Consider the following 24,067-nt stretch of genomic DNA (forward strand, 5'->3'; position numbering starts at 1 on the left):
CATGCTGTTCTTCTTGCGTGACCAGGCGCTGCTTCGCCTGCTGAACGATTGCCGGGTGCGAGTGGTTCGTGCCCAGTCCAATACTGACTTGCTGGAAGTGCTCGACAGGCTGGAGATATTCCCCGGCGGTCTGGAATTCGACCATGTGCAGGCAATAACGCTTCTGGTCCTGGCGTTTGCCTCCCTGGCTGTCGCGCTGCTGATGGACGGCATGGGCGGGATGTTCTGGGTGTTTCTGGCTCTGTGTTTCTTTAGCTATTACGTCAGCAAAGGGGCCTCTGGCTCCTTGACTGATCTGGCGGCAAGCATCGTGCGCAAGTGCGTAATGTTTCATCATGGCTTGAGCGAGTCCGACAGCAGTGCCGACTGGCGCCTGAAAAGGCTGAACAACGAGTTCAGCGATTACCAGCGGGGTAATGAGCGACGCCATATCCAGGACTCGCTCCTGGGTGTCTACCAGGGGCCTCGCCAGTCCTTGGCGTTCGAGTATCACCATCTGCAGTACGTCAATTCCAGGCAAGAGCCTGGTGCCGGCGGCAGCTATCGCACTGTCTACGACACGTACAACCGCTACAGCCTGGTGCTGGATTTCCCGTGGGTGACAGAGATTACGGTTCGCTCCAGTCCCCTGGAAGTGTCATTGGCGGGGCAGCCGTTCAAGACCGGTCGCGACGATTTCGACCAGGTCTTTGTACTGCGCGGTAATGATCAGGCCTGTTGCGAACACTTCGCCAGGCCAGCAATCCTGGACCTCCTGATGGAGCTTTCACGTCATCTTTACCGGGTCAATCTGGAATTTTCCAGTCAAGGGCGGCTCTGTCTGAGCTTTGATAATGCGGACATCATTGCCCATGCCGATCCGGGCTCGCTGAGTGACCTGGCGGTCTTTCGCGAGCGGATCAAGGCGGGTATCGAGTTGCCGAAGCTGTATTCACTGCTGGAGCTGGTGCATCAGTTGGCGCAGTTGCATGACGGCCATGCTCTTGCTGCTGTTCCAGATGTTCCTGAGGCTTGCAACTTGATCAAGGAAATGTAATGCAGTTTCTCAAGCACGATGCCGAGTTGGTGAAGTTGTTGGCCACTAGCAATGCAGAGGTGGCTCGAGCCAAGAGCAACGAGGATCTATTGAGGGTCATCGCCAGGCTCCAGTCCTTCAGGGGAGGGTTGGAGTTCGATCATGCCCAGTCCTGGCTGCTGTTGATGCTGGCTATTGTGTCGGCGATCCCGGCCATGGCGGGTGTGGAGCTGATGTGGTTTGCGACGGCCTGCCTGGGTTTTGCCACCTTGTATACCTGGATGGGCCGTAAAGCCGTGTTAGACGAGTTGCCGCAGAAAATAGCCCGTAAGTGTTCATTTCTCAGTAACGGCCTTTGGGACCCGGGCGGAACCGCCGATGAGCGTTTCGCGCAACTGAGCAGTGAGTTCGACGACTATGATCGCGGCAATGACAGCCGCCGTATCGAGGCTTCAGCCAGGGGGACCTACCAGGGCCCGCGGCATCAGTTGTCCTTTGTCTTTCACCATCTGCGTTATGTGAACTCCCACTACAAACGCAAATCCGATGGCGAGAGCGAGCGGGTCTATGAGAGTTTCGATCGCTTCAGCCTGGTGGTGGACTTTCCTTGGGTCAGAGGGGTGATGGTGCGCAGTGATCTGCCAAATACCAAGAGCAAGAAGCGCAAAGTCTTTGAGACCACTTCCGATGACTTCAACAGAAGCTTCAATTTCACCGGTGATAGTGAGCTGGCTTGCGCGAAGTTCGCAACGCCCACCACCCTGGCTTTCTTGCTGGAACTTCGTCGGCGGCTGAAAAAGGTGAATCTGGAATTCTCCAGCGAGGGCCATTTATGTCTGAGCTTCGATGATGCCGAGGTCATGGCCTACAAGGATCCGGGCACGTTTGACGATCTGTCGAGCTTCTACGCCAATATCGAGCAGGGCCTGCCGTTGCCTAACCTGTTTCCGGTGCTGGCCCTGGTGCATGAGTTGGCGGAGCTGCACGACAACAATTTCGATCTTCCGCTGAAGGTCACTGATGAAATGGAGCAGTAGAGTATGGAGTTGTTGCTGGTCATCGCGATTGCCTTGGGCGTTCTTGCCTATGTGCACTACAACAAGATTGTCGGTGCGCATAACCGTGCCCAGCGGGCCTGGTCGGATGTGCTGACCTACCAGCGCCAGAGGATCAAGGTGCTGGACATGCTGGAGCCGCAAGTGGCTGGCTTCCAGGCCTATGAAAGCCAGTTGCTGGAAAAGATCGTTGGGCTGCGTAGTGCCATTGGTAGCTTGCCATCCGCAGCCGACGGTGATGCGCTCAAGTCGGTAGACCAGGGCACCAAGGCTTTGCTGGGCGGTTTGAATCTTGCGTTTGAGGCCTACCCCGACCTCAAGTCCGTCGAGTTGTTGAGTAACCTGATGCGCGAGGTTGCCGAGCAGGAAGGCAATATCGGTGGGGCGATTACCCTGTTCAACCTGAATGTGGAGCACTTCAACAACTCCATTCAGATGTTTCCCGGCTCCCTGGTCAATCGGTTGGTCCTGAAGAAGTCGCTGATCACGCCGTTTTCCGACAGCCAGGCCTCGGCGGGTTTTGAATACAAGCCGAATTTTTGAAGGGGGCTGGCGCGGGCTTGGGGTCGGTGTGGCGAGGGGTTGATTGCAAGGATCGGGAAGTAATTCCTGGTGAGGGGGCACGATCCCCCTGCAAGATCCTGAGCGGGGCGGGGGTGATGACTGATATAATCCCGCCCTTTCGTGGAGACCAGACCTTTATGCCAACGTCCTTTCTAGAAATTGTCGAGTTGCCAGACGGCCGTATCGAGCTGCGCAGAGCTGAGGACGAGGGTTCTCTGGTTACTTTGGATTTCTCCGAGGATGCCAAAGCCTTTCTGCAAGGTCAGCACGTGGAAGTGGCCAAGGCCATGTTGAGCGTCGGCGTACAGATGGCCGGTCGACTGGTTGAAGGTGAAATTGACAAGGAAGATGGCCCGCGGGTTCTGCACTAAGCCCGTCTATCGGGTTTCTCCGGTCATCCGTCGCATTTGTTCCGGCTTCTCAATCCTGGAGAAGCCTTGTGTCATTCAAGCGTAAATCCCACGCTTTCCCGGTGTTTCATCCCAGGCGAATATTCAGGCTCTGCGCATCGCCAGTCCGTGCGGCGCTGATCAGTTGTTGCCGGGCGCTGGCGCTCAACGGGTTCAACCAGCTGACTACGGTATGACTGCGACCCAGGCGCAGGGCCTCGCAGGCGAGCTGTTGCGGGCTCTGATTGCCCCGGGGGTGCAGCAGCAGGATCCCCTCGCGATTCAGGCCGGCGTCCCGTAGCCAGCTTTGGGTCAGGCTGGAGGGCGGGGCGATCAGTGTCAGCCAGCGCGCGTCCTGGTCCTGGCTGAGTTCCCGAAGGATCGGTGCCAATAGGTTCAGGCAGTTCCCGGCGGCGCCGCGTAACGACAGCTCGCTGAAGGCTTCTGGATCTTTGTTCCAGGGCGATTCGACCACTTCCTTGAGGGCGGGCGCCAATGGCTGGGCCAGGAACGCCTCGAACAGTGGCAGTTGTGCTTGCTGTGGTGTGTGGGGGAACTGCATGGAGCCTCCTTTAGCGGCGAATGACGCCGACACTCAAGCCTTCGATCACCAGATCCTGATCTTTCAGGTTGACTTCGATGGGGGCGAATTCAGGGTTCTCGGCAATCAGCCAGACCTTGCTGCCTTCGCGCTTGAAGCGCTTGACCGTGACCTCATCACCGATGCGCGCCACCACGACCTGGCCATTGCGGGCCTCGCGAGTGGTGTGTACCGCCAACAGGTCACCGTCGAAGATGCCGATGTCCTTCATGCTCATGCCGTGGACGCGAAGCAAGTAGTCGGCGCGAGGGTGGAAGAAGGTCGGGTTGATATTGCAGGACTCTTCGATGTGCTGCTGGGCCAGGATCGGTGCACCGGCGGCGACACGGCCAATGATCGGCAGGGTATCGTCGGCCTTAGCTTCGAAGCCGGGAATGCGGATTCCGCGGGAGGCACCCGGGGTCATCTCGATGGCGCCTTTGCGGGCCAGGGCCTTGAGGTGTTCCTCAGCGGCGTTGGGCGATTTGAATCCCAGTTCCTGGGCAATTTCCGCACGGGTGGGCGGGTAGCCGTTGTCTTCGAGGCAGCGTTTGATAAAAGCCAGAATCTCAGCTTGGCGTGGCGTCAGTTTTAGCATGTCGATCGCTCTGTCTTTTTATACAGTGACTGGGATTATATACAGTGGACGTCGCTTGGCAATCCTCCTTTTGCCTGTGGCGGCCGAGCGGTTGTCATCCGGGTGCCGCAATCCTGCGCCGAAGGCTGGCTACAGTGGCCGGCAGGTGTGATTAAATAGCGCGCCGGACGGCTTGCGCAGAGGCCGGCAGGCTTGACATTCCAAAGCCTGAAACGTATGTTTCAAACAAGTGTTTGTCAGGCGGAGTAGCCATGGCCCAGTCGGAAACCGTTGAACGCATTCTCGATGCTGCCGAGCAGTTGTTCGCGGAAAAAGGTTTTGCCGAAACCTCATTGCGGCTGATCACCAGCAAGGCCGGGGTCAACCTGGCAGCGGTCAACTATCATTTCGGGTCCAAGAAGGCCTTGATCCAGGCGGTATTCTCGCGTTTCCTCGGCCCGTTCTGCATCAGTCTCGATCGTGAGCTTGAGCGCCGCCAGTCCAGGCCGGAGAACAAGCCGAGCCTGGAAGAGCTGCTGGAGATCCTCGTCGAGCAGGCCCTGGTAGTGCAGCCGCGCAGCGGTAACGACCTGTCGATCTTCATGCGTCTGCTGGGGCTGGCGTTCAGCCAGAGCCAGGGGCACTTGCGGCGTTATCTGGAGGACATGTACGGCAAGGTGTTCCGCCGCTACATGCTGCTGGTCAATGAAGCGGCGCCGCGTATTCCTCCCATTGAGCTGTTCTGGCGCGTGCACTTCATGCTCGGTGCTGCGGCGTTCAGCATGTCCGGGATCAAGGCGCTGCGGGCTATCGCCGAAACCGATTTCGGGGTCAATACCTCCATCGAGCAGGTGATGCGCCTGATGGTGCCGTTCCTCGCCGCGGGCATGCGTGCCGAAACCGGCGTCACCGACGAAGCCATGGCCAGCGCCCAGCTCAAGCCGCGCAGCAAATCGGCCCCGGCAGCCGCCAAGGCCTGACCCACGGGTGGGCGCGACAGCTTACATCCGCTAAGCTAGCCGCCCATGCCGATTCTCGTTCTATATCCCGTGCCTTCCCTGCGCCGATGCTGCTCGGCCGGCTGCATCCATGCGGATGCGGCTCGATCAGCGTTGCCTGGAAGCCATCGTAGTGCTTAAGGAATTACTATGACTGCTGGCCTGCAAGGCTCTTTGATGGTGGACGTCGCCGGTACCTGGCTGACGGCCGAAGATCGCCAACTCCTGCGTCAGCCGCAGGTCGGTGGGTTGATCATCTTTGCCCGCAATATCGAACATCCGCGCCAGGTACGGGAGCTGTGCGCGGCGATTCGCGCGATTCGCCCGGACCTGTTGTTGGCCGTGGACCAGGAGGGCGGTCGGGTGCAGCGTCTGCGCCAGGGCTTTGTGCGCCTGCCGGCCATGCGTGCCCTGGCCGACAATCCGAATGCCGAGTACCTGGCCGAGCAGTGTGGCTGGGTCATGGCCACCGAGGTGCTGGCGGTGGGGCTGGACCTGAGCTTCGCCCCGGTACTGGACCTCGATCACCAGCGCAGCGCGGTGGTGGGCAGCCGGGCTTTCGAGGGCGACCCCGAGCAGGCGGCGTTGCTCGCCGGTGCGTTTATCCGCGGTATGAACAGCGCCGGCATGGCCGCTACCGGCAAGCACTTTCCCGGGCACGGCTGGGCCGAGGCCGACTCCCATGTGGCGATCCCCAATGACGAGCGCAGTCTGGATGAAATCCGTGCCAAGGACCTGCTGCCCTTTGCTCGTCTGAGCAAGCAGTTGGCGGCAGTGATGCCTGCGCACGTCATCTATCCGCAAGTCGACCCTCAACCGGCCGGCTTCTCGCGCTACTGGTTGCAGGACATCCTGCGTGGCGAGCTGCAATTTGACGGGGTGATCTTCAGCGATGACCTGTCCATGGCCGGCGCCCATGTCGTCGGGGACGCGGCAAGCCGGATCGAAGCGGCGCTGACCGCCGGTTGCGACATGGGGCTGGTATGCAATGACCGTGCTGCCGCCGAGCTGGCCCTGAGTGCCGTGCAGCGCCTCAAGGTGCAGCCTTCGCCACGCATCGCGCGGATGCGTGGCCAGGCCTTCGCCAATATCGAGTACAAGCAGGATCCGCGTTGGTTGGCGGCGCTGGGTGCCCTCAAGGATGCCCAGTTGATCGACTGACGACTTCGCAAGGGGGCTCCGGGCAATTCTGGATGCCCCCGCACGTGGCCGGTCTCAGCGGCCGCCCTTGTTGTCCGGCAGTGGGGCGAACAAGGCTTCGATGTCGTCGCTCTGCAGCTTCCAGTCACCGGCCTTGCGCCCATCAAGCACACCTGCCGCCAGGTCCGATTTTTCCTGCTGCAGGTGCTGGATCTTTTCTTCCACCGTACCTCGGGCAATCAGCTTGTAGACGAACACGGGCTTTTCCTGGCCGATGCGATAGGCGCGGTCGGTAGCCTGGCTCTCGGTGGCCGGGTTCCACCAAGGGTCGTAGTGAATCACCGTATCGGCTTCGGTCAGGTTGAGGCCGACACCACCGGCCTTGAGGCTGATCAGGAAAATCTGCAGCTTGCCGCTCTGGAAGTCCCGTACCGGAGTGCGCCGGTCCCGGGTCTGGCCGGTGAGCAAGGCGTAGGCGATGTTGCGCCGCTTCAGCTCGGCCTCGATCAGGCTCAGCATCGAGGTGAACTGCGAGAACAGCAGAATCCGCCGGCCCTCTTCGAACAGTTCTTCAAGCATTTCCATCAGGCTGTCGAGCTTGCCTGAGGAGCTGCCCCGTGTGGGTGGCGAGTCGTTGACCAGGCGCAGGTCGCAACACACCTGGCGCAGTTTGAGCAGGGCTTCAAGAATGATGATCTGGCTGCGCGCCACACCTTTGCGGGTGATTTCGTCGCGCACTTTCTTGTCCATGGCCAGGCGCATGGTTTCGTAGACATCACGCTGCGCCTCGTTGAGCTCGACCCAGTGGATGATCTCGGTCTTGGGCGGCAGTTCGGTGGCCACTTGCTCCTTGGTACGGCGCAGCAGGAAGGGCTTGATCCGGCCGTTGAGGTGCTGCAGGCGCACTTCGCTGGCGTGCTTTTCAATCGGTACCCGGTAGTCACGGTTGAAGCTCTTGGCATCGCCGAGCCAGCCCGGCAAGAGGAAGTGGAACAGCGACCAGAGCTCCCCCAGATGGTTTTCCAGCGGCGTGCCGGACAGGCACAGGCGCTGCCGGGCATTGAGTTCCCGAGCAGCCTGGGCGGCCTTGCTCGACGGATTCTTGATGTACTGCGCCTCATCGAGGATCAGCACATGCAGGGGCTGGGCCGCCAGCAGTTCGATGTCCTTGGGCAGCAGCGCATAGGTGGTCAGCAGCAAGTCATGATCGCCCAGCTGGGCGAAGTGTTTCTTGCGCCCGGCGCCATACAGCGCCAGTACCTTGAGCTGCGGGGTGAAGTGCGCGGCCTCGTCCAGCCAGTTGGGAATCAGGCTGGTGGGCATTACCACCATGCAGGGGCGGTCCAGGCGCCCGGCGTTCTTCTCGCTGAGTATGTGCGCCAGGGTTTGCAGGGTCTTGCCCAGGCCCATGTCGTCGGCCAGGATGCCGCCCACTTCCAGCTGGCGCAGTGACTGCATCCAGCTCAGGCCTTCGAGCTGATAGGGGCGCAGGGTGGCATTCAGGCCCTGGGGCGCCGGTGCCGAGTAGTCGCGGATGTCCCGCAGGCGCTGGGCGAAGGTGCGAATGTGTTCGCCGCCTTCCCATAGCAGTGGCAGGTCCTGCAACGGGTTGAGGCGGGTGGCGTCGGCGCTGCTCAAGCGCAGGGTGGTATCGCCGGGTTCTTGCAGATAGAACTCGCCCAGGGTTGCCAGTACCGGCTTCAGGCGGCCATAGGGCAGTGCCACTTGCAGCGGGCCATGCAGGGAGTTGGGCCGATTGGGAATGTTCACCAGGATCAGCTCGTCGTCGCGGCGCTTGGCCAGGCGCTCCGGATTGAGGATCTCGGTGTGCGAGCGCATCAGGTTGAGCAAAATCGGCAGCAGGCTCAAGCGCTCGCCGTTGACGATGATCCCCAGTTCCAGGTCGAACCAGTCGCGGCCCGGGGCCTCGTCGACACTGGCGTACCAGTCGTCCACCGCCGTCAGGTCGAAGCCGAAGCCCTCGTCGATCTGCAGCTCCCATCCCTGGCTGCGCAGCTTGGGCAGTTCGTTGAGGGTGAAGGTCAGCCAGGCGCTGTCGTTGACCATCTCGAACAGCTCGCCGGCGCTTTCCGGCAGTGCCTTGCTCTGCCGGGTGGCGATCTTGAAGCCCAGGCCTCGCAATTGCTCGCGCCAGCCCTGTTCCAGCTCGGGCTGGCGCTTGATGCGCAGGCTTTGGTGTTCCTGGCGGATGATCACATCGGTGTTCTTCTGCCCGCTGGCGTATTCGCCCCTGTAGTTGAACGACAGTGCGGCGCGGTGCTGGATGTAGCGCTGCATCTTGCCGTTGCGCGGTTCGAAGGCGCTGAACTCGATGCTTGCCAGCCACAGCCGCGGCACCGGGTGCACATCCTCCAGCAGTACCTGGGGCGGGGCAGCGGGGCGACGGCTGTCGAGGACTGCGGAGAGCTTTTCCAGCAGTTCGGCGTCCTGGGCCGCCGCCGGGTAGGCCAGGGTTTCCTCCACTTGTAGTAGCACCGCAGCGATGTGCTTGCAGTTGCTGCGTACTGGGCAGGTGCAGTGGGCGTCGATCAGCAGCAGGTTGCCCTTGCTCGATTCGCGCAGGGTGATGGTCTGCCGGTACATAGTGCCGCCGGAGCCTTCGCAACTGGCGGTGATAGCGCTGTCTCCGGCCGTGGCGATGCGCACGCGTTTTTCCAGGGCGTAGCGCCGGCCACGCTCCAAGGCTTGTTCCTTGAAGCGGTTGACCCAGGAGGGGGCCAGGGGTTTGGTCAGGGGCGGGGTCATAGGGACTTCGATCAGTCCGGAATTTCAGTTGGAGCGGGGCGCGGTGCCGGTGCGGTCAGCGAGGTGATCTTGATCAGCAGCGCCAGGTGGCCGTTGTCCAGGTAGTTGAGCTGGCCATTCTTGGTATGGCTCTGCTGTTTCAGGCGCTCGCTGCTGGTGACCAGGCCGTTGCTGTCGATCTGGTTGACCCAGAAGTCCGCGTCCACATCGGTGAAGCGCCCGAGCTTCAGGCTCAGGGTGCCTTCGATGGGGAACTGGCCGAACTGTTCCGGGCCATCGCTGAGGGCAACCTTTACCGGGGTTTCCCCCAGGGCCTGTTGCCAGGCCTTGTGCAACAGCACGCTGTAGCTGCCGCTGGCGCCGAGCTTTTCCACGATGCTGCCCAGGGCTGGGGTACGCAGGCTGTCCGGGCTCAGCCGTTGAGCGCCGGCGGCCCAGTCTTCGGGGGCTGCACGGCTGACGATCAGCGGCTCGGCGTTCTGCCGTACGAGGATCATTTCCACCTGGTACAGGTCATCGGCAAAGGCCGTTGGCGCGACCAGGGCCAGGAGCAGGGTCAGGGAGCGGAACAGGCGCATGGGGCGTCCTTCAAGCAGATTTCGGGGTGAGGCGCTCAAACAGTGCCTCCAATGTATTAAAGCGCTCTTCCGGGCGCTCCATCGGCACCATGAACTTGAACAGGGTTGCGCCTTCGAATTTGTAGCGTTTGGGCTGGCCCTGGATCAGTTTGATCAAGGCCAGTGGGTCTACCGGTGTATCTGCGGCGAACTCGATGCGGCCGCCTTGTGGGCCGCCGTCGACCTTCTTGATCCCCAGTTGCTCGGCCTGGAGTTTGAGCAGGGTCAGGCGGATCAGGTTCTTGGTGGGCTCGGGCAGCAGGCCGAAGCGGTCGATCATCTCCACTTGCAGGTCCTTCAGGCCGTCCTCGTCGGTGGCCGACGCGATGCGCTTGTAGAGGATCAGGCGCGCGTGCACGTCCGGCAGGTAGTCCTCGGGAATCAGTGCCGGCAAGCGCAGGTTGATTTCCGGGCCGCCACCCAGTGGCTGGTCGAGGTTCGGTTGTTCGCCCTTGCGGATGGCCTTCACCGCGCGTTCGAGCATTTCCATGTAGAGGGTGAAGCCCACGGCCTGGATCTGCCCGCTCTGGCCGTCGCCCAGCAGTTCGCCAGCGCCACGGATCTCCAGGTCGTTGGTGGCCAGGACGAAGCCGGCTCCCAGGTCCTGGGTGTTGGCGATGGCCTCCAGGCGTTTTTCCGCGTCCGGGGTGATCTGCTGGCGCGGTGGCGTCAAGAGGTATGCGTAGGCCTGGTGGTGGCTGCGCCCGACCCGACCGCGCAACTGGTGCAACTGGGCCAGGCCGAACTTGTCGGCGCGCTCGATGATGATGGTGTTGGCGCTGGGCACGTCGATGCCGGTCTCGATGATGGTCGAGGCGATCAGCACGTTGAAGCGCTTGTGATAGAAGTCGCTCATCACCTGTTCGAGTTCGCGTTCGCGCATCTGCCCGTGGCCGATGCCGATCCGCGCCTCGGGTACCAGTTCGGCCAGGTCGGCGGCGCATTTCTCGATGGTCTTCACGTCGTTGTGCAGGTAGTACACCTGGCCGCCACGCAGCAGTTCGCGCAGCAGGGCCTCTTTGACCGTGCTCTTGTTCTGCTCCATGACGAAAGTGCGCACCGACAGGCGCCGGGCCGGTGGCGTGGCGATGATCGACAGATCGCGCATGCCCGAGACGGCCATGTTCAGGGTCCGCGGGATCGGCGTGGCGGTCAGGGTCAGGATGTCGACTTCGCTGCGCAGTGCCTTGAGCTGCTCTTTCTGGCGCACCCCGAATCGGTGTTCTTCGTCGATGATCACCAGCCCCAGGTTCTTGATCTTCACATCGTCCTGCAACAGCTTGTGGGTGCCGATGACGATGTCGATCTTGCCTTCGGCGAGGTCGGCTACCGCAGCATTCACTTCCTTGGTGGACTTGAAGCGGCTCATCACTTCCACGGTCACCGGCCAGTCGGCGAAGCGGTCGCGGAAGCTGTTGTAGTGCTGCTGGGCGAGCAGGGTGGTGGGCACCAGGATCGCCACTTGCTTGCCGCCGTGGACCGCGATGAAGGCAGCGCGCATGGCCACTTCGGTCTTGCCGAAGCCCACGTCGCCGCATACCAGGCGGTCCATGGGCTTGCCCGACAGCATGTCCTCGCGCACCGCTTCGATGGTGCTCTGCTGGTCCGGGGTTTCCTCGAAGGGGAAGCCGGCACTGAAGGTGGCGTAGTCGGCCTTCGGGTCAGCAAAGGCATAGCCTTCGCGGGCGGCGCGGCGGGCATAGATGTCCAGCAGTTCGGCAGCCACATCGCGCACCTGTTCGGCGGCCTTGCGCTTGGCCTTCTGCCAGGCTTCCGAGCCCAGGCGATGCAGGGGCGCGAGGGCGTCGTCGCTGCCGGTGTAGCGGGCGATCAGGTGCAGGTTGGCCACGGGCACATAAAGCTTGGCGCCCTCGGCGTATTCCAGGGTCAGGAACTCGGCGGCCTGGTTGTCGATTTCCAGGGTCGCCAGGCCCAGGTAGCGACCGACACCATGGTCGATATGCACCACCGGCGCGCCTTCACGCAGCTCGGTGAGGTTCTTGATCACTGCATCGTTGTTGGCATCGGCGCGCTTTTCCCGGCGCCGACGCTGCATTACTCGCTGGCCGAACAACGGGCTTTCGGCCACCAGGGCCAGGGCCGGATCGTCCAGCACCAGGCCTTCGTCCAGCGGGGCGATGGTGATTGCCAGGCGTTCCTTGCTGGCGACGAAGTCCGGCCAGCTGTCGACGGTCTTGGGCCGCAGCTTGAGGCGCTCCAGCAGCTCCAGCAGCACTTCCCGGCGGCCGGCGGATTCGGCGGTGAACAGCACTCGCCCGGGGAACTCGTCGAGAAAGCCCGAAAGTGCTGCCAGCGGCTGGTTGGCCTTGGCTTCGATGGCCAGGTTCGGCAGCTCGTGGGCCGGGAAGCGTTCGCGGCCGACACCGGTCTCGATGTCCTGCTGGCTGGCCACCACTCGCGGCCAGTTCTTCAGCCGGGCGAAGCAGTCTTCCACTGGCAGGAACAGTTCGGCCGGGGGCAGGAGCGGGCGCGAAGGGTCGACGCGGCGCTCTTCATAGCGGTTGCGTACATCGTTCCAGAAGTTTTCCGCGGCCTGTTCGATGCCCGGCAGGGAGAACACCTGGGTGTCCTGGGGCAGGTAGTCGAACAGGGTCGAGGTTTCTTCGAAGAACAGCGGCAGGTAGTACTCGATACCGGCCGGGGTAATCCCGCTGCTCAGGTCCTGGAAGATCGGGCAGCGGCGGAAGTCCACATCGAAGCGTTCGCGAAAGCGCGCCTTGAAGCGGGTCACCGCTTCTTTCTGCAGCGGGAACTCCTTGGCCGGCAGCAGGCGCACCGAGTCGACCTTGTCGATGGAGCGCTGGTTCTCCGGATCGAAGGTGCGCAGGGTCTCGATTTCGTCGTCGAACAGGTCGATGCGATAGGGCAGCTTGCTGCCCATGGGAAACAGATCGATCAGTGCGCCGCGCACGGTGAATTCGCCGTGTTCGTAGACGGTGTCCACGTAGCGGTAACCACTGGCTTCCAGGCGGGTGCGCATCTGTTCCACATCGAGCTTCTGGCCGACGTCCAGCACCAGGCTGCTGCCCAGCAGGAACTGGGTGGGCGCCAGGCGGTGCAGGGCAGTGGTGATCGGCACCACCAGCACGCCATGTTCCAGCTCCGGCAGCCGATAGAGGCTGGCGATGCGCTGGGAAATGATGTCCTGGTGCGGCGAGAACAGGTCGTAGGGCAGGGTTTCCCAGTCAGGAAAATGCAGCACCGGCAGATCCGGGGCGAAGAAGCTCAGCTCCTGTTCCAGCCGGTCAGCGCTTTGGCTGTCGGCAGTCAGCAGGAGGGTGAAGCGCTTGGCAGCGCTGGCGGCTTCGGCGATGGCCAGGCTCAGGGCGGCACCGGGCAAGTTGCCCCAATGCTGTTTGCCGGCGGCGGCAGGGAGTAGCGGTAGACGCAGGACGGGCACGGACGGTCAAGCTCCAAGCGTTGCGACAAAGTCGGTAATTGTAACGGCCCCGGGCAGCCACTGTCAGTGGCTGATGCGTCTAATACGCTGGCTGGGGCAAATGTAGTGGCTATGACAACAAAATGCGCTTCTTGACCTGAAATGTAGTGCCGATTGCGGCTGGTGTTACGGAGGGTTACAGACAGGCTGGTGTGATGTCCAAAAAATTGACGCTGCTGGAAGCCGCGGTTTTACTGGTCTCCAGCACAGTGGTGTTTTTTTGCAAGGGCTTTTTGTTACGTTCCGCACGACAGGCGCGCATTGCTACGACAGGAACTGGGCGGCATAATGTAGCCCCTTTTTTCTGCCCCTACATGTGGAAGGTTCCCGTGACTCAGAAGCCCGACCAGTGTCTTGGTGAATGGATCGACCGTGAAGCACTCGCAGAAGCGATGATTCCGCTTATCGGTCAGCTCTACCGCAATAACAACGTGGTGAGCTCGATCTATGGCCGCAGCCTGATCAACCAGTCTGTCATCGCGATTCTCAAAGCTCACCGCTTTGCTCGCCACCGTTCCTCCGACGATAGCGAACTCTCCGTCCACGAAACATTCCCTCTGCTTAAAGCCATGAGCGAGCTCAAGCTCGGCGCGGCATCGGTAGACCTGGGCAAGTTGGCGTTCAAATTCCGTAACGAAGGCAATGGCCGCAGCGCCGAGCAGTTCGTTCGCGAAGAAATGGCTGATGTGGTTGGCCAGCAAAATGCTTCGGCCCGCAAAGGCACTGACGTAGTCCTGTACGGCTTCGGTCGTATCGGCCGTCTGCTGGCGCGCATCCTGATCGAGAAAACCGGTGGTGGCGACGGCCTGCGCCTGCGCGCCATCGTGGTGCGCAAGGGCGCCGAAAACGACCTGACCAAGCGCGCCAGCCTGCTGCGTCGCGACTCGGTGCACGGTTCGTTCAACGGCACCATCACCATCGACGAAGAAAACAACACCATCACCGCCAACGGTAACCTGATCCAGGTCATCTACGCGAAGAACCCGACCGAGGTGGACTACACCCAGTACGGCATCAAGGACGCTCTGCTGGTGGACAACACCGGTGTATGGCGTGACGCCGACGGTCTGGGCCAGCACCTGGCCTGCCCGGGTATCGATCGCGTTGTTCTGACCGCGCCAGGCAAAGGCAAGCTGAAGAACATCGTTCACGGTATCAACCACAACGAAATCACCGCTGACGACAAGATCGTGTCCGCCGCTTCCTGCACCACCAACGCCATCGTGCCGGTGCTGAAGGCTGTGAATGACAAGTTCGGCATCATCAACGGTCACGTCGAAACCGTTCACTCGTACACCAACGACCAGAACCTGATCGACAACTTCCACAAGGGCGATCGCCGTGGCCGTAGCGCCGCGCTGAACATGGTGATCACCGAGACCGGTGCTGCTACTGCTGCTGCCAAGGCCCTGCCTGAGCTGGCCGGCAAGCTGACCGGTAACGCGATCCGCGTTCCGACGCCAAACGTGTCGATGGCCATTCTCAACCTGAACCTCGAGAAAGCCGCCACCCGTGAAGAGATGAACGAGTACCTGCGCTACATGGCGCTGCACTCCGACCTGCACAAGCAGATCGACTTCGTCAACTCGCAGGAAGTGGTGTCCACCGACTTCGTGGGCTCGCGTCACGCCGGTGTGGTCGACGCTGAAGCGACCATCGTTCAGGACAACCGCGTTGTTCTGTACGTCTGGTACGACAACGAGTTCGGTTACAGCTGCCAGGTAGTGCGCGTGATGGAAGACATGGCCGGGGTCAACCCGCCAGCGTTCCCACGCTAAGCGACTGCTGAAATGAAAACGCCCCGACTTGTCGGGGCGTTTTTGTTTGTGGCTTGCGCCGGCAAGCCAGGTCGGCGCAAGCCCGTAGGAGCTGGCTTGCCAGCGAAGCGTTTGTCTCAGGCGCCGCGCGCTGTTGCCGCTTGCGCGGTACGCAGTTCGTGGCGATTACCGCGGAACAGCACCAGGGTTGCGATCAGCCCCAGCACCGCCGCGCCACTGAGCCAGATGCCCGGAGCCGCCTGATTGCCCAGGACGTGGATCAGGTAGGTGCAGGCTGCCGGGGTAAAGCCGCCGAAGGTCGCGGTGGCCAGGCTGTAGGCCAGGGAGAAACCCGTGGTGCGCACTTCCACCGGCATGATTTCAGTCAGGGCCACCACCATCGCGCCGTTATACGAGCCATAGAGGAAAGACAGCCACAGCTCGACGATCAGCAGGTGGCTGAAGCTGGGGTTGGCCACCAGCCAGGACAGTGCCGGATAAGCCGTGAAGATGGCCAGGATGGTCGCCCCCAGCAGCAGCGGCTTGCGGCCGATCTTGTCCGACAGTGACCCCATGACCGGCAGCCAGAAGAAGTTCGACAGACCGATGCACACGGTTACCAGCAGGGCGTCGAAGTCCGACAGGTGCAGTTCGGCCTTGCCGAAGGTCGGGGTGTAGGCGGTGATCAGGTAGAAGGACACGGTGGTCATCACCACCAGAGCCATGCCGGCGATGACGATGCCGAAGTTCTGGCCGATGGAACGGACGATTTCCTGCAGCGAAGGGCGATGCTTGCGGGCCTGGAATTCCGGCGTCTCTTCCAGGGAGCGACGGATCATGAAGATCGCCGGAACAATCATGCAGCCCACCAGGAACGGCACGCGCCAGCCCCAGTCACCCATTTGCTCGGGGCTCAGCCAGTGGTTCAGGCCTACGCCCAGCAGGCCGGCGAAGACCACTGCGGCCTGTTGGCTGGCCGACTGCCAGCTGACGAAGAAGCCCTTGCGGCCCGGCGTGGAGATTTCGGCGAGGTACACCGACACCCCGCCCAGCTCGACGCCGGCGGAAAAGCCCTGCAGCAGGCGACCCAGCAGCACCAGCAAGGGCGCGGCGACGCCAAGGGTGGCGTAGCCCGGCACGCAGGCAATCAGCACGGTGCCCGCGGCCATCAGTGCCAGGGTAATGATCAGGCCTTGGCGACGGCCGTGACGGTCAATGTAGGCACCGAGGAAAATCGCTCCCAGGGGGCGCATCAGGAAGCCCGCGCCAAAGGTCGCCAGGGACAGCATCAACGAGGCGAAGGCGCTGTCCGCAGGAAAGAAGGTCTTGGCAATCGCCGTGGCGTAGAAGCCGTAGACCATGAAGTCGAACATCTCGAGAAAGTTGCCGCTGACAACGCGAAAGATCGCCTTGCCTTTGCCCGTGGTCGTGGACATTTTTTTCACTCACTTTGGCTGTCTTGTTAGCAATCCCTGGTCGTTATGCGTCCCTTACTGCAAAGTCGGGGCTCGAGGCTGCACGCTGAACAGTTTTGTAACGATATGTGTATGAAAGCCATCCGGCAACAAAAACTCTTGGGGTGGCAGGGCGGCTCTAGATCAAGGTTCTGCCCGTAGCCAAGGCGGTGGGACTCCGGGCAGGCGGCCTCCGTCTGTCGCATAATGGCCATTTGCACTGCCAGCTGGCCCAGCAGGGCGGTTGATCGGGAGGAACACCTTGTCGGGTAAGCAACGATCGCGATGGAGCGCTTTGTACACCGCGCTGGTGCTGTTGGCCGGTTGTGGCGGCGAGCATCTGGAAAGCCTCTCCGGGCCGACCATGGGCAGCACCTGGTCGGTGCAGTATGTGCGTCACGCCCAGGGGCCGGCGCCGTCCCTGGTACAGGCTGAGGTCGAGGGGATTCTGGCGGAGGTCGACGGGCAGATGTCCACCTATCGCAGCGATTCGGACATCGAGCGTTTCAACGCCTTGCCCGCCGATAGCTGCCAGCCGATGCCGGAGCCGGTGTTGCAGCTGGTGCGAGTGGGTGAGCAGTTGTCCCGGGACAGCGATGGCGCCTTCGACCTGACGGTGGAACCGCTGCTGGATCTCTGGGGTTTTGGCCCTCAGGGGCGAGAGGAAAAGGTTCCCGGCGCGTCAGCCCTGGCTGAGGTGCGGCAGCGGGTAGGGCACGCTCACCTGCGTATCGAAGGGCAGGAGCTGTGCAAGGATGCGCCGGTGGAGGTGGATTTCAACAGCATCGCCGCCGGCTATGCGGTGGACCGCATCGCTGCCCGGCTCACGCAACTGGGGATCGACAGCTTCCTTGCCGAAGCCACCGGTGAGCTCAAGGCCGTGGGTCGCAAGCCCGACGGCTCACCATGGCGGATAGCCCTGGAGGAGCCGCGTGATGACCAGCAGGTAGCCCAGCGGGTGATCGCCCTGGATGGTTTTGGCGTTTCCACTTCCGGCGACTACCGTAATTACTTCGAGCAGGACGGCCAGCGTTACTCCCATACCTTCGATGCCCGGCTCGGCCAACCCATCGCCCACCCGTTGGCCTCGGTAACGGTGATTCATCCTTCGGCGTTGATGGCCGATGGCCTGTCGACGCTGTTGCTGATACTCGGCCCGGAGGCGGGCTGGGACTACGCGGAAAAACACGGCATCGCCGGATTTTTTGTGATGCGCAGCGCTACAGGTTTCGTCACACGCAGCAACCCGGCTTTCGATGCGCTGCTGGCCGGGCAAAAACAATAACCTGGTGCGCTGTTGCGCAGCCTGTAGTGCAGGCAAAAGTAGCCTACGACGCGACCAAGGGTTAATGTGCGCGGCGTTGACGCTTCTATAGACTGTGCCCGGGTTCGTAACCGAGCCAAATTGATCCTTCATGCCGCTGGCCGCGGCATGATTTAGCCGGAGACGCCAGAAGGGTGTCTCGGCCTGTTCTGAGGAGTACGCATGGCTGTCTACAACTACGACGTAGTGGTGCTGGGCTCAGGCCCCGCTGGAGAAGGTGCGGCGATGAACGCCGCGAAAGCAGGACGCAAAGTGGCGATGGTCGATAGCCGTCGCCAGGTCGGCGGCAACTGCACCCACCTGGGTACCATCCCGTCCAAGGCCCTGCGTCACTCGGTCCGGCAGATCATGCAGTTCAACACCAACCCGATGTTCCGGGCCATTGGCGAGCCGCGCTGGTTCTCCTTCCCGGACGTGCTCAAGAGCGCCGAGAAGGTCATCTCCAAGCAAGTGGCCTCGCGTACCGGCTACTACGCCCGCAACCGGGTCGATGTGTTCTTCGGCACTGGCAGCTTCGCCGACGAGCAGACCGTGGAAGTGGTCTGCGCCAACGGCGTGGTGGAAAAGCTGGTAGCCAAGCACATCATCATTGCCACCGGCTCGCGCCCCTATCGCCCCGCGGATATCGATTTCAGCCACCCGCGTATCTACGATAGCGACACCATCCTCAGCCTCGGCCATACCCCGCGCAAACTCATCGTCTACGGCGCCGGGGTCATCGGTTGCGAATACGCCTCGATCTTCAGTGGCCTGGGGGTTCTGGTGGAGCTGGTGGACAACCGCGGCCAGTTGCTGAGCTTCCTGGATTCGGAAATCTCCCAGGCCCTGAGCTACCACTTCAGCAACAACAACATCACCGTGCGCCACAACGAGGAATACGACCGCGTTGAAGGTGTGGACAACGGCGTGATCCTGCACCTCAAGTCCGGCAAGAAGATCAAGGCCGACGCCTTGCTCTGGTGCAACGGCCGTACCGGCAACACCGACAAGCTGGGCATGGAGAACATCGGGGTCAAGGTCAACAGCCGCGGCCAGATCGAAGTCGACGAGAACTACCGCACCTGCGTGCCGAACATCTACGGGGCCGGTGACGTGATCGGCTGGCCGAGCCTGGCCAGTGCCGCCCACGACCAGGGGCGTTCCGCGGCCGGCAGCATTGTGGACAACGGCAGCTGGCGCTTCGTCAACGACGTGCCGACCGGGATCTACACCATTCCCGAGATCAGCTCCATCGGCAAGAACGAGCAGGAACTGACCCAGGCCAAGGTGCCTTACGAGGTGGGCAAGGCGTTTTTCAAGGGCATGGCCCGTGCGCAGATCGCCGGCGAGCCTCAAGGCATGCTGAAGATCCTGTTCCACCGGGAAACCCTGGAAGTCCTCGGCGTCCATTGCTTCGGCTACCAGGCTTCGGAGATCGTGCACATCGGCCAGGCGATCATGAGCCAGCCGGGCGAGCTCAACACCCTGAAGTACTTCGTCAACACCACCTTCAACTACCCGACCATGGCCGAAGCCTATCGGGTAGCGGCATACGATGGTCTCAACCGGCTTTTTTGAGCGGCTCCGGCCGGTGGCCTGAGCCGGCCGGGGAGACCGATTTCAGCGATTCTCGAGGGTGGCGCTGGCCAAACCGGGAAAGTCTGTAATCAGGCTATCTACGCCGAAGTCGGCGAGCCTGCGCATCAGCGCAGGCTCGTTGACGGTCCATACCGACACATGCAAGCCCTGCCGCTGCGCCCGTTGCAGACGCTCTGGGGTGCACAGCGTCCAGTTCAACGCCAGAATCTCGCAGCCATAGCTCTGGGCGACCTTCAATGGGTCGAGCCAGGCGTATTCGGCGACCAGTCCGCGGGACAGGTCCGGGGTCAGCTCCACGGCGGCCTTCAATACTTCCCGAGAACTTGAGGTCACGGTGACCTTGTCCAGCAGGCCGAAACGCTGGGCCATTTCGCGAATCGCCAGCACCGTGGTGGCGGCGCGGGTGCGTGAGGCGCTTTTGACCTCCAGCTGCCAGTGCTCGAAGTCGCATTTCTCGAACAGCTCTTCCAGGCGCGGAATGGGGCAGGGGTTGACCCAGCCCGGGCCGCCCTTGCGCGCGTCGTAGGTCACCAGCTCGGCGGCGGAATGCTCCACCACTTTGCCGCGCCGGTCTGTGGTGCGCTTGAGGGTCGGGTCGTGGATCACCATCAACTCGCCGTCCATGGACAGGTGCAAGTCGAGCTCGCAACGGCGCACGCCGTGCTTGAGGCACTCCTGAAAGCTGGTCAGGGTATTTTCCGGTGCTTCGCCTTTAGCGCCGCGATGGCCATAGATCAGGGTCACAATTGCTCCTTCACGGATGTTGTTCCTTAAGAGAGGGTCGGGCGTACTGCTCAGCCGGCGGCGGGGTCGCTCTGCTCCCGGGCCTGGCGGCGTTGCTGGGCCTGTTTCTGCAGGATATAGCGCGCCAGCAGCTGGCGTTGGGCATCGGTCAATGCTTCGAACTCGGTGCCGATTTCGAAGGTGCCAAAGCTCTGGGGCTCGCAGTGGGTGACCTTGGCCCGCAGCAGCAGGCCCAGGGCCTGCGGCATCAGCAACAGCTTCACCGCCAGATGGCTGCCGGTTGGGTAGCACTGGTGATGGCTGAATTCGATGCCGCCCTCGGACAGAATGACCCGCTGCGGCTCGCCGAACTTGCCGAACACCGTTTGCGCCACCACCTGGCTGAGCAGGTCGATGCGTTTGTTCATGGCCTTGAGGTAGCTGGCCAGGGTGCGATCGCGCTCGCTGACCTGGCGCAGCAGATGCTGGGATTCGAATTCGCTCAGGTGCAGTTCACTGAGCAGATTGAACAGTGGGGACTCATCCTGCAACACTTCCTTGCTCGCCGCGTCGAGGGCGGACAAGGGGCTAATTTCCAGTGCGATCGTGTCCTCGATACGGTAGTATTCGCGGCGATCTTCTTCATCTAATGTCGACATGGCGAACCCATGGTAGAGGCAGTGGTCTGAGTGTAAAGCTGCTTACCAGGCCCCGCCACAAGGACGTCTTCTTTTCCTCTGCACAAGCCCCGACATGTTCAGACCTCTGTTTGCTTTTATCGGCACGCGTTACACCCGTGCAAAGCGTCGCAATCATTTTGTGTCATTCATTTCCCTGACTTCGATGATCGGACTCGCCCTTGGCGTGATCGTGATGATCGTGGTGCTGTCGGTGATGAACGGCTTCGATCATGAGATGCGCACCCGCGTGCTGGGCATGGTGCCCCACGCCACCATCGAATCCGGCGAACCCATCAGCGACTGGCAAAGCCTGGCCGACAAGGTCAAGCAGAACCCCAAAGTGCTGGCGGTGGCACCGTTCACCCAGATGCAGGGCCTGTTGACCAACAATGGCCAGGTGCAGAAGGTGCTGCTCAATGCCATCGACCCTGAGCAGGAGCGGCAGGTGTCGATCATCGACCACTTCATGCAGCAGGGGCAGTTGGACGCGCTGGCGCCCGGTAGCTTCGGCATTGTCATTGGTGACAAGGCGGCAACCAAGCTGGGTGTCGGCCTGGGAGACAAGCTGACCTTCGTCGCCCCGGAAGTCACGGTGACCCCGGCCGGGATGTTCCCACGGATGAAGCGTTTTACCGTGGTGGGCATCTTCCATGTCGGCGCCGGCGAGATCGACGGCTACCTGGGCCTGACCAACCTCCAGGACCTGGGTCGCCTGCACCGCTGGAAGGCGGATCAGGTACAAGGCCTGCGGCTGAAGTTCGACGACCTGTTTCAGGCCCCGCGCACCGCCTGGGAAATCGCCCAGCAGCTGGGTGAGAACCACTATTACGCTCGCGACTGGACCCGTACCCACGGCAACCTGTACCAGGCCATCCGCATGGAAAAAGCCATGATCGGCCTGTTGCTGCTGCTGATCGTCGCGGTGGCCGCGTTCAACATCATCTCGACCCTGGTGATGGTGGTGAACGACAAGAAGGGCGATATCGCCATTCTCCGCACCCTGGGGGCGACGCCGGGAACCATCATGGCGATCTTCATGGTCCAGGGCACGGTGATCGGCGTGGTCGGCACCTTGATCGGTGCTGTGCTGGGGATGCTGGCGGCGCTGAACGTGAGTGCCGCGATTTCCGCCCTTGAAGGCCTGATCGGCCACAAATTCCTGAATGCCGACGTGTATTTCATCGACTACCTGCCGTCGCAACTGATGGCCGAGGATGTGTTGATGGTCTGCGGCGCGGCATTGGTCCTGAGTTTCCTCGCCACCCTGTATCCAGCCTGGCGTGCGGCGCGCACCCAGCCTGCGGAGGCGCTACGTTATGAGTGAGTTGGGCATGAGTGAAAAAGCAATCCTGAGCTGCCGCGACCTGGGCAAGTCCTATGAGGAAGGCCCGGAATCGGTGGTGGTCCTGTCTGGCCTGCAACTGGAGCTGCACCCGGGTGAGCGAGTGGCCATCGTCGGCACTTCCGGCTCGGGCAAGAGTACCTTGCTCAACCTGCTGGGCGGCCTGGATACGCCATCCAAGGGCAGCGTCTGGCTGGCGGGCGAGGAGCTTTCGGCGCTGGGCGAGAAGGCCCGCGGCCAGTTGCGCAACCGCGCCCTGGGCTTCGTCTACCAGTTCCACCACCTGCTGCCGGAGTTTACCGCGCTGGAGAACGTCTGCATGCCGCTGCTGATTGGCCGCACGCCGATCCCGGAAGCCCGTCAGCGTGCCACCGCGCTGCTGGAGCGGGTCGGGCTCGGCCATCGGCTGGAGCACAAACCGGCCGAGCTGTCCGGTGGCGAGCGCCAGCGGGTGGCCATTGCCCGGGCGCTGGTGAACAAGCCGGGGCTGGTGATGCTCGATGAGCCCACCGGCAACCTCGACTCGCACACGGCCCAGGGAATTCAGGACCTGATGCTGGAGCTCAGTACCTCGATGCGCACCGCCTTCCTGGTGGTGACCCACGACATGAACCTGGCTCGACAGATGGACCGCGTACTGCACCTGCAAGAAGGTCACCTGATCGCCATCTGATGCGCCCGCACACGGCGTCGGCGGCTGGGCTGTCGATGCCGGGTCATTAATCTTTCCAGGGTGCCTTGCCCATGTTCAGACCTTTATCGATCTTTATCGGCACGCGCTACACCCGCGCCAAGCGGCGCAATCGTTTTGTCTCGTTCATTTCCATGACCTCGATGATCGGCCTCGCCCTGGGCGTGTTGGCGATGATCGTGGTGCTGTCGGTGATGAACGGCTTCCAGCGGGAAATGAGCTCGCGCATCCTCGGCATGGTGCCCCACGCCACTATCGTTGGGGTCAAGCCCATCGATGACTGGCAGCCGGTGGCCGCGGCGGCCCTGAAGAATCCGGAAGTCACCGCCGCGGTGCCCTTTACCGAGATGGAGGGCATGCTCTCCTACAAGGGGGCGATGCAGCCGATCCAGATCAGCGGCATCGATCCGGCCCAGGAAGGCAAGGTGTCCATCGTTGCCCAGCATATTGTCCAGGGCAGCCTGCAAGACCTGAAACCTGGCGAGTTCGGCGTGGTGATCGGCGAGATCACGGCCCGGCGCTTTCGCCTGAACGTCGGCGACAAGCTGACCCTGATCGTGCCTGAAGTGAGCACTGCACCGGGGGGGATCACCCCGCGCATGCAACGCCTCAACGTGGTTGGGGTATTCAAGGTGGGGGCCGAGCTGGATGGCTCCATGGGCCTGATTCATGTGGCCGATGCTGCAGAAATGCAGCACTGGCAGCCGAACCAGGTGCAGAGCGTGCGCCTGGCGGTCAAGGACCTGTATGCCGCGCCAAAGGTCTCGGCGGATATCGCCAAGGGCCTGGGGGCGGACTTCCGCGCCGATGACTGGACCCACACCCAGGGCAGCCTGTTCAGCGCGATGAAGATGGAAAAGACCATGATCGGCCTGTTGCTGCTGATGATCGTGGCGGTGGCGGCATTCAACATCATCGCCACCTTGATCATGGTGGTGAATGACAAGGGGGCGGACATCGCGATCCTGCGCACCATCGGCGCCACACCACGGCAGATCATGGCGATCTTCATGGTCCAGGGGACGGTGATCGGTATCGTCGGCACCCTGATCGGCGGGGTGCTGGGGGTAATCGCGGCACTGAACGTGAGTGAGCTGGTGGGCTGGCTGGAAAGAATCAGCGGCCAGCAGATCTTCAGCTCCGATGTGTATTTCGTCAGTAACCTGCCTTCTGAACTGCAGGGCGGCGACGTGGTGCTGATCTGTGGTGCCGGCTTCGTTCTGAGCTTCCTGGCGACCGTGTATCCGGCCTGGCGCGCGTCCAAGGTCGAGCCGGCCCACGCTTTGCGCTACTCCTGAGACCCGCCTTCGCCGGCCGCCGGCTCCTGTCCGATTGGTGCAGGAGCCGGCTGGCCGGC

The 24,067-nt window shown here is 62.0% G+C and carries 20 protein-coding genes; 12 read left to right on the plus strand and 8 right to left on the minus strand.

The features are described from left to right. Position 1: 1 nt before the first annotated feature. From AC07R1_RS30895 to AC07R1_RS30910, 4 genes are all read left to right on the plus strand, one after another. Positions 2-1,036, plus strand: a complete 1,035-nt coding sequence (locus AC07R1_RS30895; RefSeq protein WP_495111254.1) for a hypothetical protein — start codon at positions 2-4, stop codon at positions 1,034-1,036. Further along, positions 1,036-2,052, plus strand: coding sequence for a hypothetical protein (locus tag AC07R1_RS30900; protein WP_065363462.1), 1,017 nt, complete (start codon positions 1,036-1,038; stop codon positions 2,050-2,052). The genes AC07R1_RS30895 and AC07R1_RS30900 overlap by 1 nt, the downstream gene beginning before the upstream one ends. Positions 2,053-2,055: 3 nt before the next feature. Further along, positions 2,056-2,613, plus strand: coding sequence for a LemA family protein (locus tag AC07R1_RS30905; protein WP_011060266.1), 558 nt, complete (start codon positions 2,056-2,058; stop codon positions 2,611-2,613). A gap of 158 nt (positions 2,614-2,771) precedes the next feature. Further along, positions 2,772-3,005: a hypothetical protein gene (locus AC07R1_RS30910; protein ID WP_011060267.1), complete on the plus strand. Its 234-nt coding sequence runs from the start codon at positions 2,772-2,774 to the stop codon at positions 3,003-3,005. A 106-nt stretch (positions 3,006-3,111) separates the two neighbouring features. Here AC07R1_RS30910 and sulA read toward each other — a convergent pair whose 3' ends face one another. Together sulA and lexA are read right to left on the minus strand one after the other, a co-directional pair. Then, positions 3,112-3,585 carry an SOS-induced cell division inhibitor SulA gene (gene sulA, locus AC07R1_RS30915; RefSeq protein ID WP_011060268.1) on the minus strand — a complete coding sequence of 158 codons (474 nt, stop codon included), beginning with the start codon at positions 3,583-3,585 and terminating at the stop codon, positions 3,112-3,114. 10 nt (positions 3,586-3,595) lie between these two features. Continuing rightward, positions 3,596-4,201, minus strand: coding sequence for a transcriptional repressor LexA (gene lexA / locus AC07R1_RS30920; protein ID WP_011060269.1), 606 nt, complete (start codon positions 4,199-4,201; stop codon positions 3,596-3,598). A gap of 251 nt (positions 4,202-4,452) precedes the next feature. Here lexA and AC07R1_RS30925 point away from each other — a divergent pair, with 251 nt between their 5' ends. Together AC07R1_RS30925 and nagZ are read left to right on the plus strand one after the other, a co-directional pair. Then, positions 4,453-5,160: a TetR/AcrR family transcriptional regulator gene (locus AC07R1_RS30925; RefSeq protein ID WP_011060270.1), complete on the plus strand. Its 708-nt coding sequence runs from the start codon at positions 4,453-4,455 to the stop codon at positions 5,158-5,160. Positions 5,161-5,340: 180 nt separating this feature from the next. Beyond that, a complete protein-coding gene (nagZ, locus tag AC07R1_RS30930) occupies positions 5,341-6,339 on the plus strand; it encodes a beta-N-acetylhexosaminidase (RefSeq protein WP_169893376.1) in 999 nt (332 codons plus the stop codon). A 54-nt stretch (positions 6,340-6,393) separates the two neighbouring features. Here the strand turns inward: nagZ and AC07R1_RS30935 are convergent, their stop codons facing one another. The 3 genes from AC07R1_RS30935 to mfd are packed head-to-tail and all read right to left on the minus strand — an operon-like array spanning position 6,394 to position 13,122. Beyond that, positions 6,394-9,084 (minus strand): DEAD/DEAH box helicase, encoded by a 2,691-nt coding sequence (locus AC07R1_RS30935; protein ID WP_011060272.1) that lies wholly within the window; start codon positions 9,082-9,084, stop codon positions 6,394-6,396. A gap of 11 nt (positions 9,085-9,095) precedes the next feature. After that, positions 9,096-9,662 carry a CsiV family protein gene (locus tag AC07R1_RS30940; RefSeq protein WP_495111255.1) on the minus strand — a complete coding sequence of 189 codons (567 nt, stop codon included), beginning with the start codon at positions 9,660-9,662 and terminating at the stop codon, positions 9,096-9,098. Positions 9,663-9,672: 10 nt separating this feature from the next. After that, the gene (mfd, locus tag AC07R1_RS30945) at positions 9,673-13,122 is read right to left on the minus strand and encodes a transcription-repair coupling factor (protein WP_011060274.1); all 3,450 of its coding nucleotides are present in this window, start codon (positions 13,120-13,122) and stop codon (positions 9,673-9,675) included. Positions 13,123-13,475: 353 nt separating this feature from the next. Here mfd and AC07R1_RS30950 point away from each other — a divergent pair, with 353 nt between their 5' ends. Further along, complete coding sequence (locus AC07R1_RS30950) at positions 13,476-14,939, plus strand: glyceraldehyde-3-phosphate dehydrogenase (protein WP_011060275.1); 1,464 nt, start codon at positions 13,476-13,478, stop codon at positions 14,937-14,939. Positions 14,940-15,055: 116 nt separating this feature from the next. Here the strand turns inward: AC07R1_RS30950 and AC07R1_RS30955 are convergent, their stop codons facing one another. Beyond that, a complete protein-coding gene (locus tag AC07R1_RS30955) occupies positions 15,056-16,354 on the minus strand; it encodes an MFS transporter (RefSeq protein WP_011060276.1) in 1,299 nt (432 codons plus the stop codon). A 328-nt stretch (positions 16,355-16,682) separates the two neighbouring features. Between AC07R1_RS30955 and AC07R1_RS30960 the strand changes: the two genes are divergently transcribed. Both AC07R1_RS30960 and sthA read left to right on the plus strand, forming a co-directional pair. After that, the gene (locus AC07R1_RS30960) at positions 16,683-17,657 is read left to right on the plus strand and encodes an FAD:protein FMN transferase (protein WP_404673321.1); all 975 of its coding nucleotides are present in this window, start codon (positions 16,683-16,685) and stop codon (positions 17,655-17,657) included. A gap of 201 nt (positions 17,658-17,858) precedes the next feature. Continuing rightward, positions 17,859-19,253, plus strand: coding sequence for a Si-specific NAD(P)(+) transhydrogenase (sthA, locus tag AC07R1_RS30965; RefSeq protein WP_011060278.1), 1,395 nt, complete (start codon positions 17,859-17,861; stop codon positions 19,251-19,253). A gap of 42 nt (positions 19,254-19,295) precedes the next feature. Here sthA and AC07R1_RS30970 read toward each other — a convergent pair whose 3' ends face one another. Next, a complete protein-coding gene (locus AC07R1_RS30970) occupies positions 19,296-20,018 on the minus strand; it encodes a glycerophosphodiester phosphodiesterase (RefSeq protein ID WP_015634820.1) in 723 nt (240 codons plus the stop codon). 50 nt (positions 20,019-20,068) lie between these two features. Beyond that, positions 20,069-20,656 carry a PilZ domain-containing protein gene (locus AC07R1_RS30975; protein ID WP_011060280.1) on the minus strand — a complete coding sequence of 196 codons (588 nt, stop codon included), beginning with the start codon at positions 20,654-20,656 and terminating at the stop codon, positions 20,069-20,071. Between the two features lie 94 nt (positions 20,657-20,750). On the opposite strand from AC07R1_RS30975, the gene AC07R1_RS30980 reads away from it, so the two are divergent. The 3 genes from AC07R1_RS30980 (at position 20,751) to AC07R1_RS30990 (ending at position 24,008) form a co-directional block, all read left to right on the plus strand. Beyond that, a complete protein-coding gene (locus AC07R1_RS30980; protein ID WP_011060281.1) occupies positions 20,751-22,001 on the plus strand; it encodes a lipoprotein-releasing ABC transporter permease subunit in 1,251 nt (416 codons plus the stop codon). Positions 22,002-22,008: 7 nt separating this feature from the next. Beyond that, entirely contained in the window at positions 22,009-22,692 is a 684-nt protein-coding gene (gene lolD / locus AC07R1_RS30985) for a lipoprotein-releasing ABC transporter ATP-binding protein LolD (RefSeq protein WP_495111256.1), read from the plus strand. A 71-nt stretch (positions 22,693-22,763) separates the two neighbouring features. Then, the gene (locus AC07R1_RS30990; RefSeq protein WP_011060283.1) at positions 22,764-24,008 is read left to right on the plus strand and encodes a lipoprotein-releasing ABC transporter permease subunit; all 1,245 of its coding nucleotides are present in this window, start codon (positions 22,764-22,766) and stop codon (positions 24,006-24,008) included. The last annotated feature ends 59 nt before the right edge of the window (positions 24,009-24,067 follow it).

It is taken from the genome of Pseudomonas sp. GW821-FHT07F01 (assembly GCF_059418825.1).

Bases quoted from the DNA above. Each gene is read 5' to 3' on its own strand.
- sthA (WP_011060278.1), top strand. From the start codon at position 17,859: ATGGCTGTCTACAACTACGACGTAGTGGTGCTGGGCTCAGGCCCCGCT.
- lolD (WP_495111256.1), top strand. From the start codon at position 22,009: ATGAGTGAAAAAGCAATCCTGAGCTGCCGCGACCTGGGCAAGTCCTAT.
- AC07R1_RS30895 (WP_495111254.1), top strand. From the start codon at position 2: ATGCTGTTCTTCTTGCGTGACCAGGCGCTGCTTCGCCTGCTGAACGAT.
- AC07R1_RS30975 (WP_011060280.1), bottom strand. From the start codon at position 20,656: ATGTCGACATTAGATGAAGAAGATCGCCGCGAATACTACCGTATCGAG.
- AC07R1_RS30925 (WP_011060270.1), top strand. From the start codon at position 4,453: ATGGCCCAGTCGGAAACCGTTGAACGCATTCTCGATGCTGCCGAGCAG.
- lexA (WP_011060269.1), bottom strand. From the start codon at position 4,201: ATGCTAAAACTGACGCCACGCCAAGCTGAGATTCTGGCTTTTATCAAA.
- AC07R1_RS30910 (WP_011060267.1), top strand. From the start codon at position 2,772: ATGCCAACGTCCTTTCTAGAAATTGTCGAGTTGCCAGACGGCCGTATC.
- AC07R1_RS30900 (WP_065363462.1), top strand. From the start codon at position 1,036: ATGCAGTTTCTCAAGCACGATGCCGAGTTGGTGAAGTTGTTGGCCACT.
- AC07R1_RS30935 (WP_011060272.1), bottom strand. From the start codon at position 9,084: ATGACCCCGCCCCTGACCAAACCCCTGGCCCCCTCCTGGGTCAACCGC.
- AC07R1_RS30905 (WP_011060266.1), top strand. From the start codon at position 2,056: ATGGAGTTGTTGCTGGTCATCGCGATTGCCTTGGGCGTTCTTGCCTAT.
- AC07R1_RS30990 (WP_011060283.1), top strand. From the start codon at position 22,764: ATGTTCAGACCTTTATCGATCTTTATCGGCACGCGCTACACCCGCGCC.
- AC07R1_RS30980 (WP_011060281.1), top strand. From the start codon at position 20,751: ATGTTCAGACCTCTGTTTGCTTTTATCGGCACGCGTTACACCCGTGCA.
- AC07R1_RS30940 (WP_495111255.1), bottom strand. From the start codon at position 9,662: ATGCGCCTGTTCCGCTCCCTGACCCTGCTCCTGGCCCTGGTCGCGCCA.
- AC07R1_RS30950 (WP_011060275.1), top strand. From the start codon at position 13,476: ATGTGGAAGGTTCCCGTGACTCAGAAGCCCGACCAGTGTCTTGGTGAA.
- AC07R1_RS30955 (WP_011060276.1), bottom strand. From the start codon at position 16,354: ATGTCCACGACCACGGGCAAAGGCAAGGCGATCTTTCGCGTTGTCAGC.
- sulA (WP_011060268.1), bottom strand. From the start codon at position 3,585: ATGCAGTTCCCCCACACACCACAGCAAGCACAACTGCCACTGTTCGAG.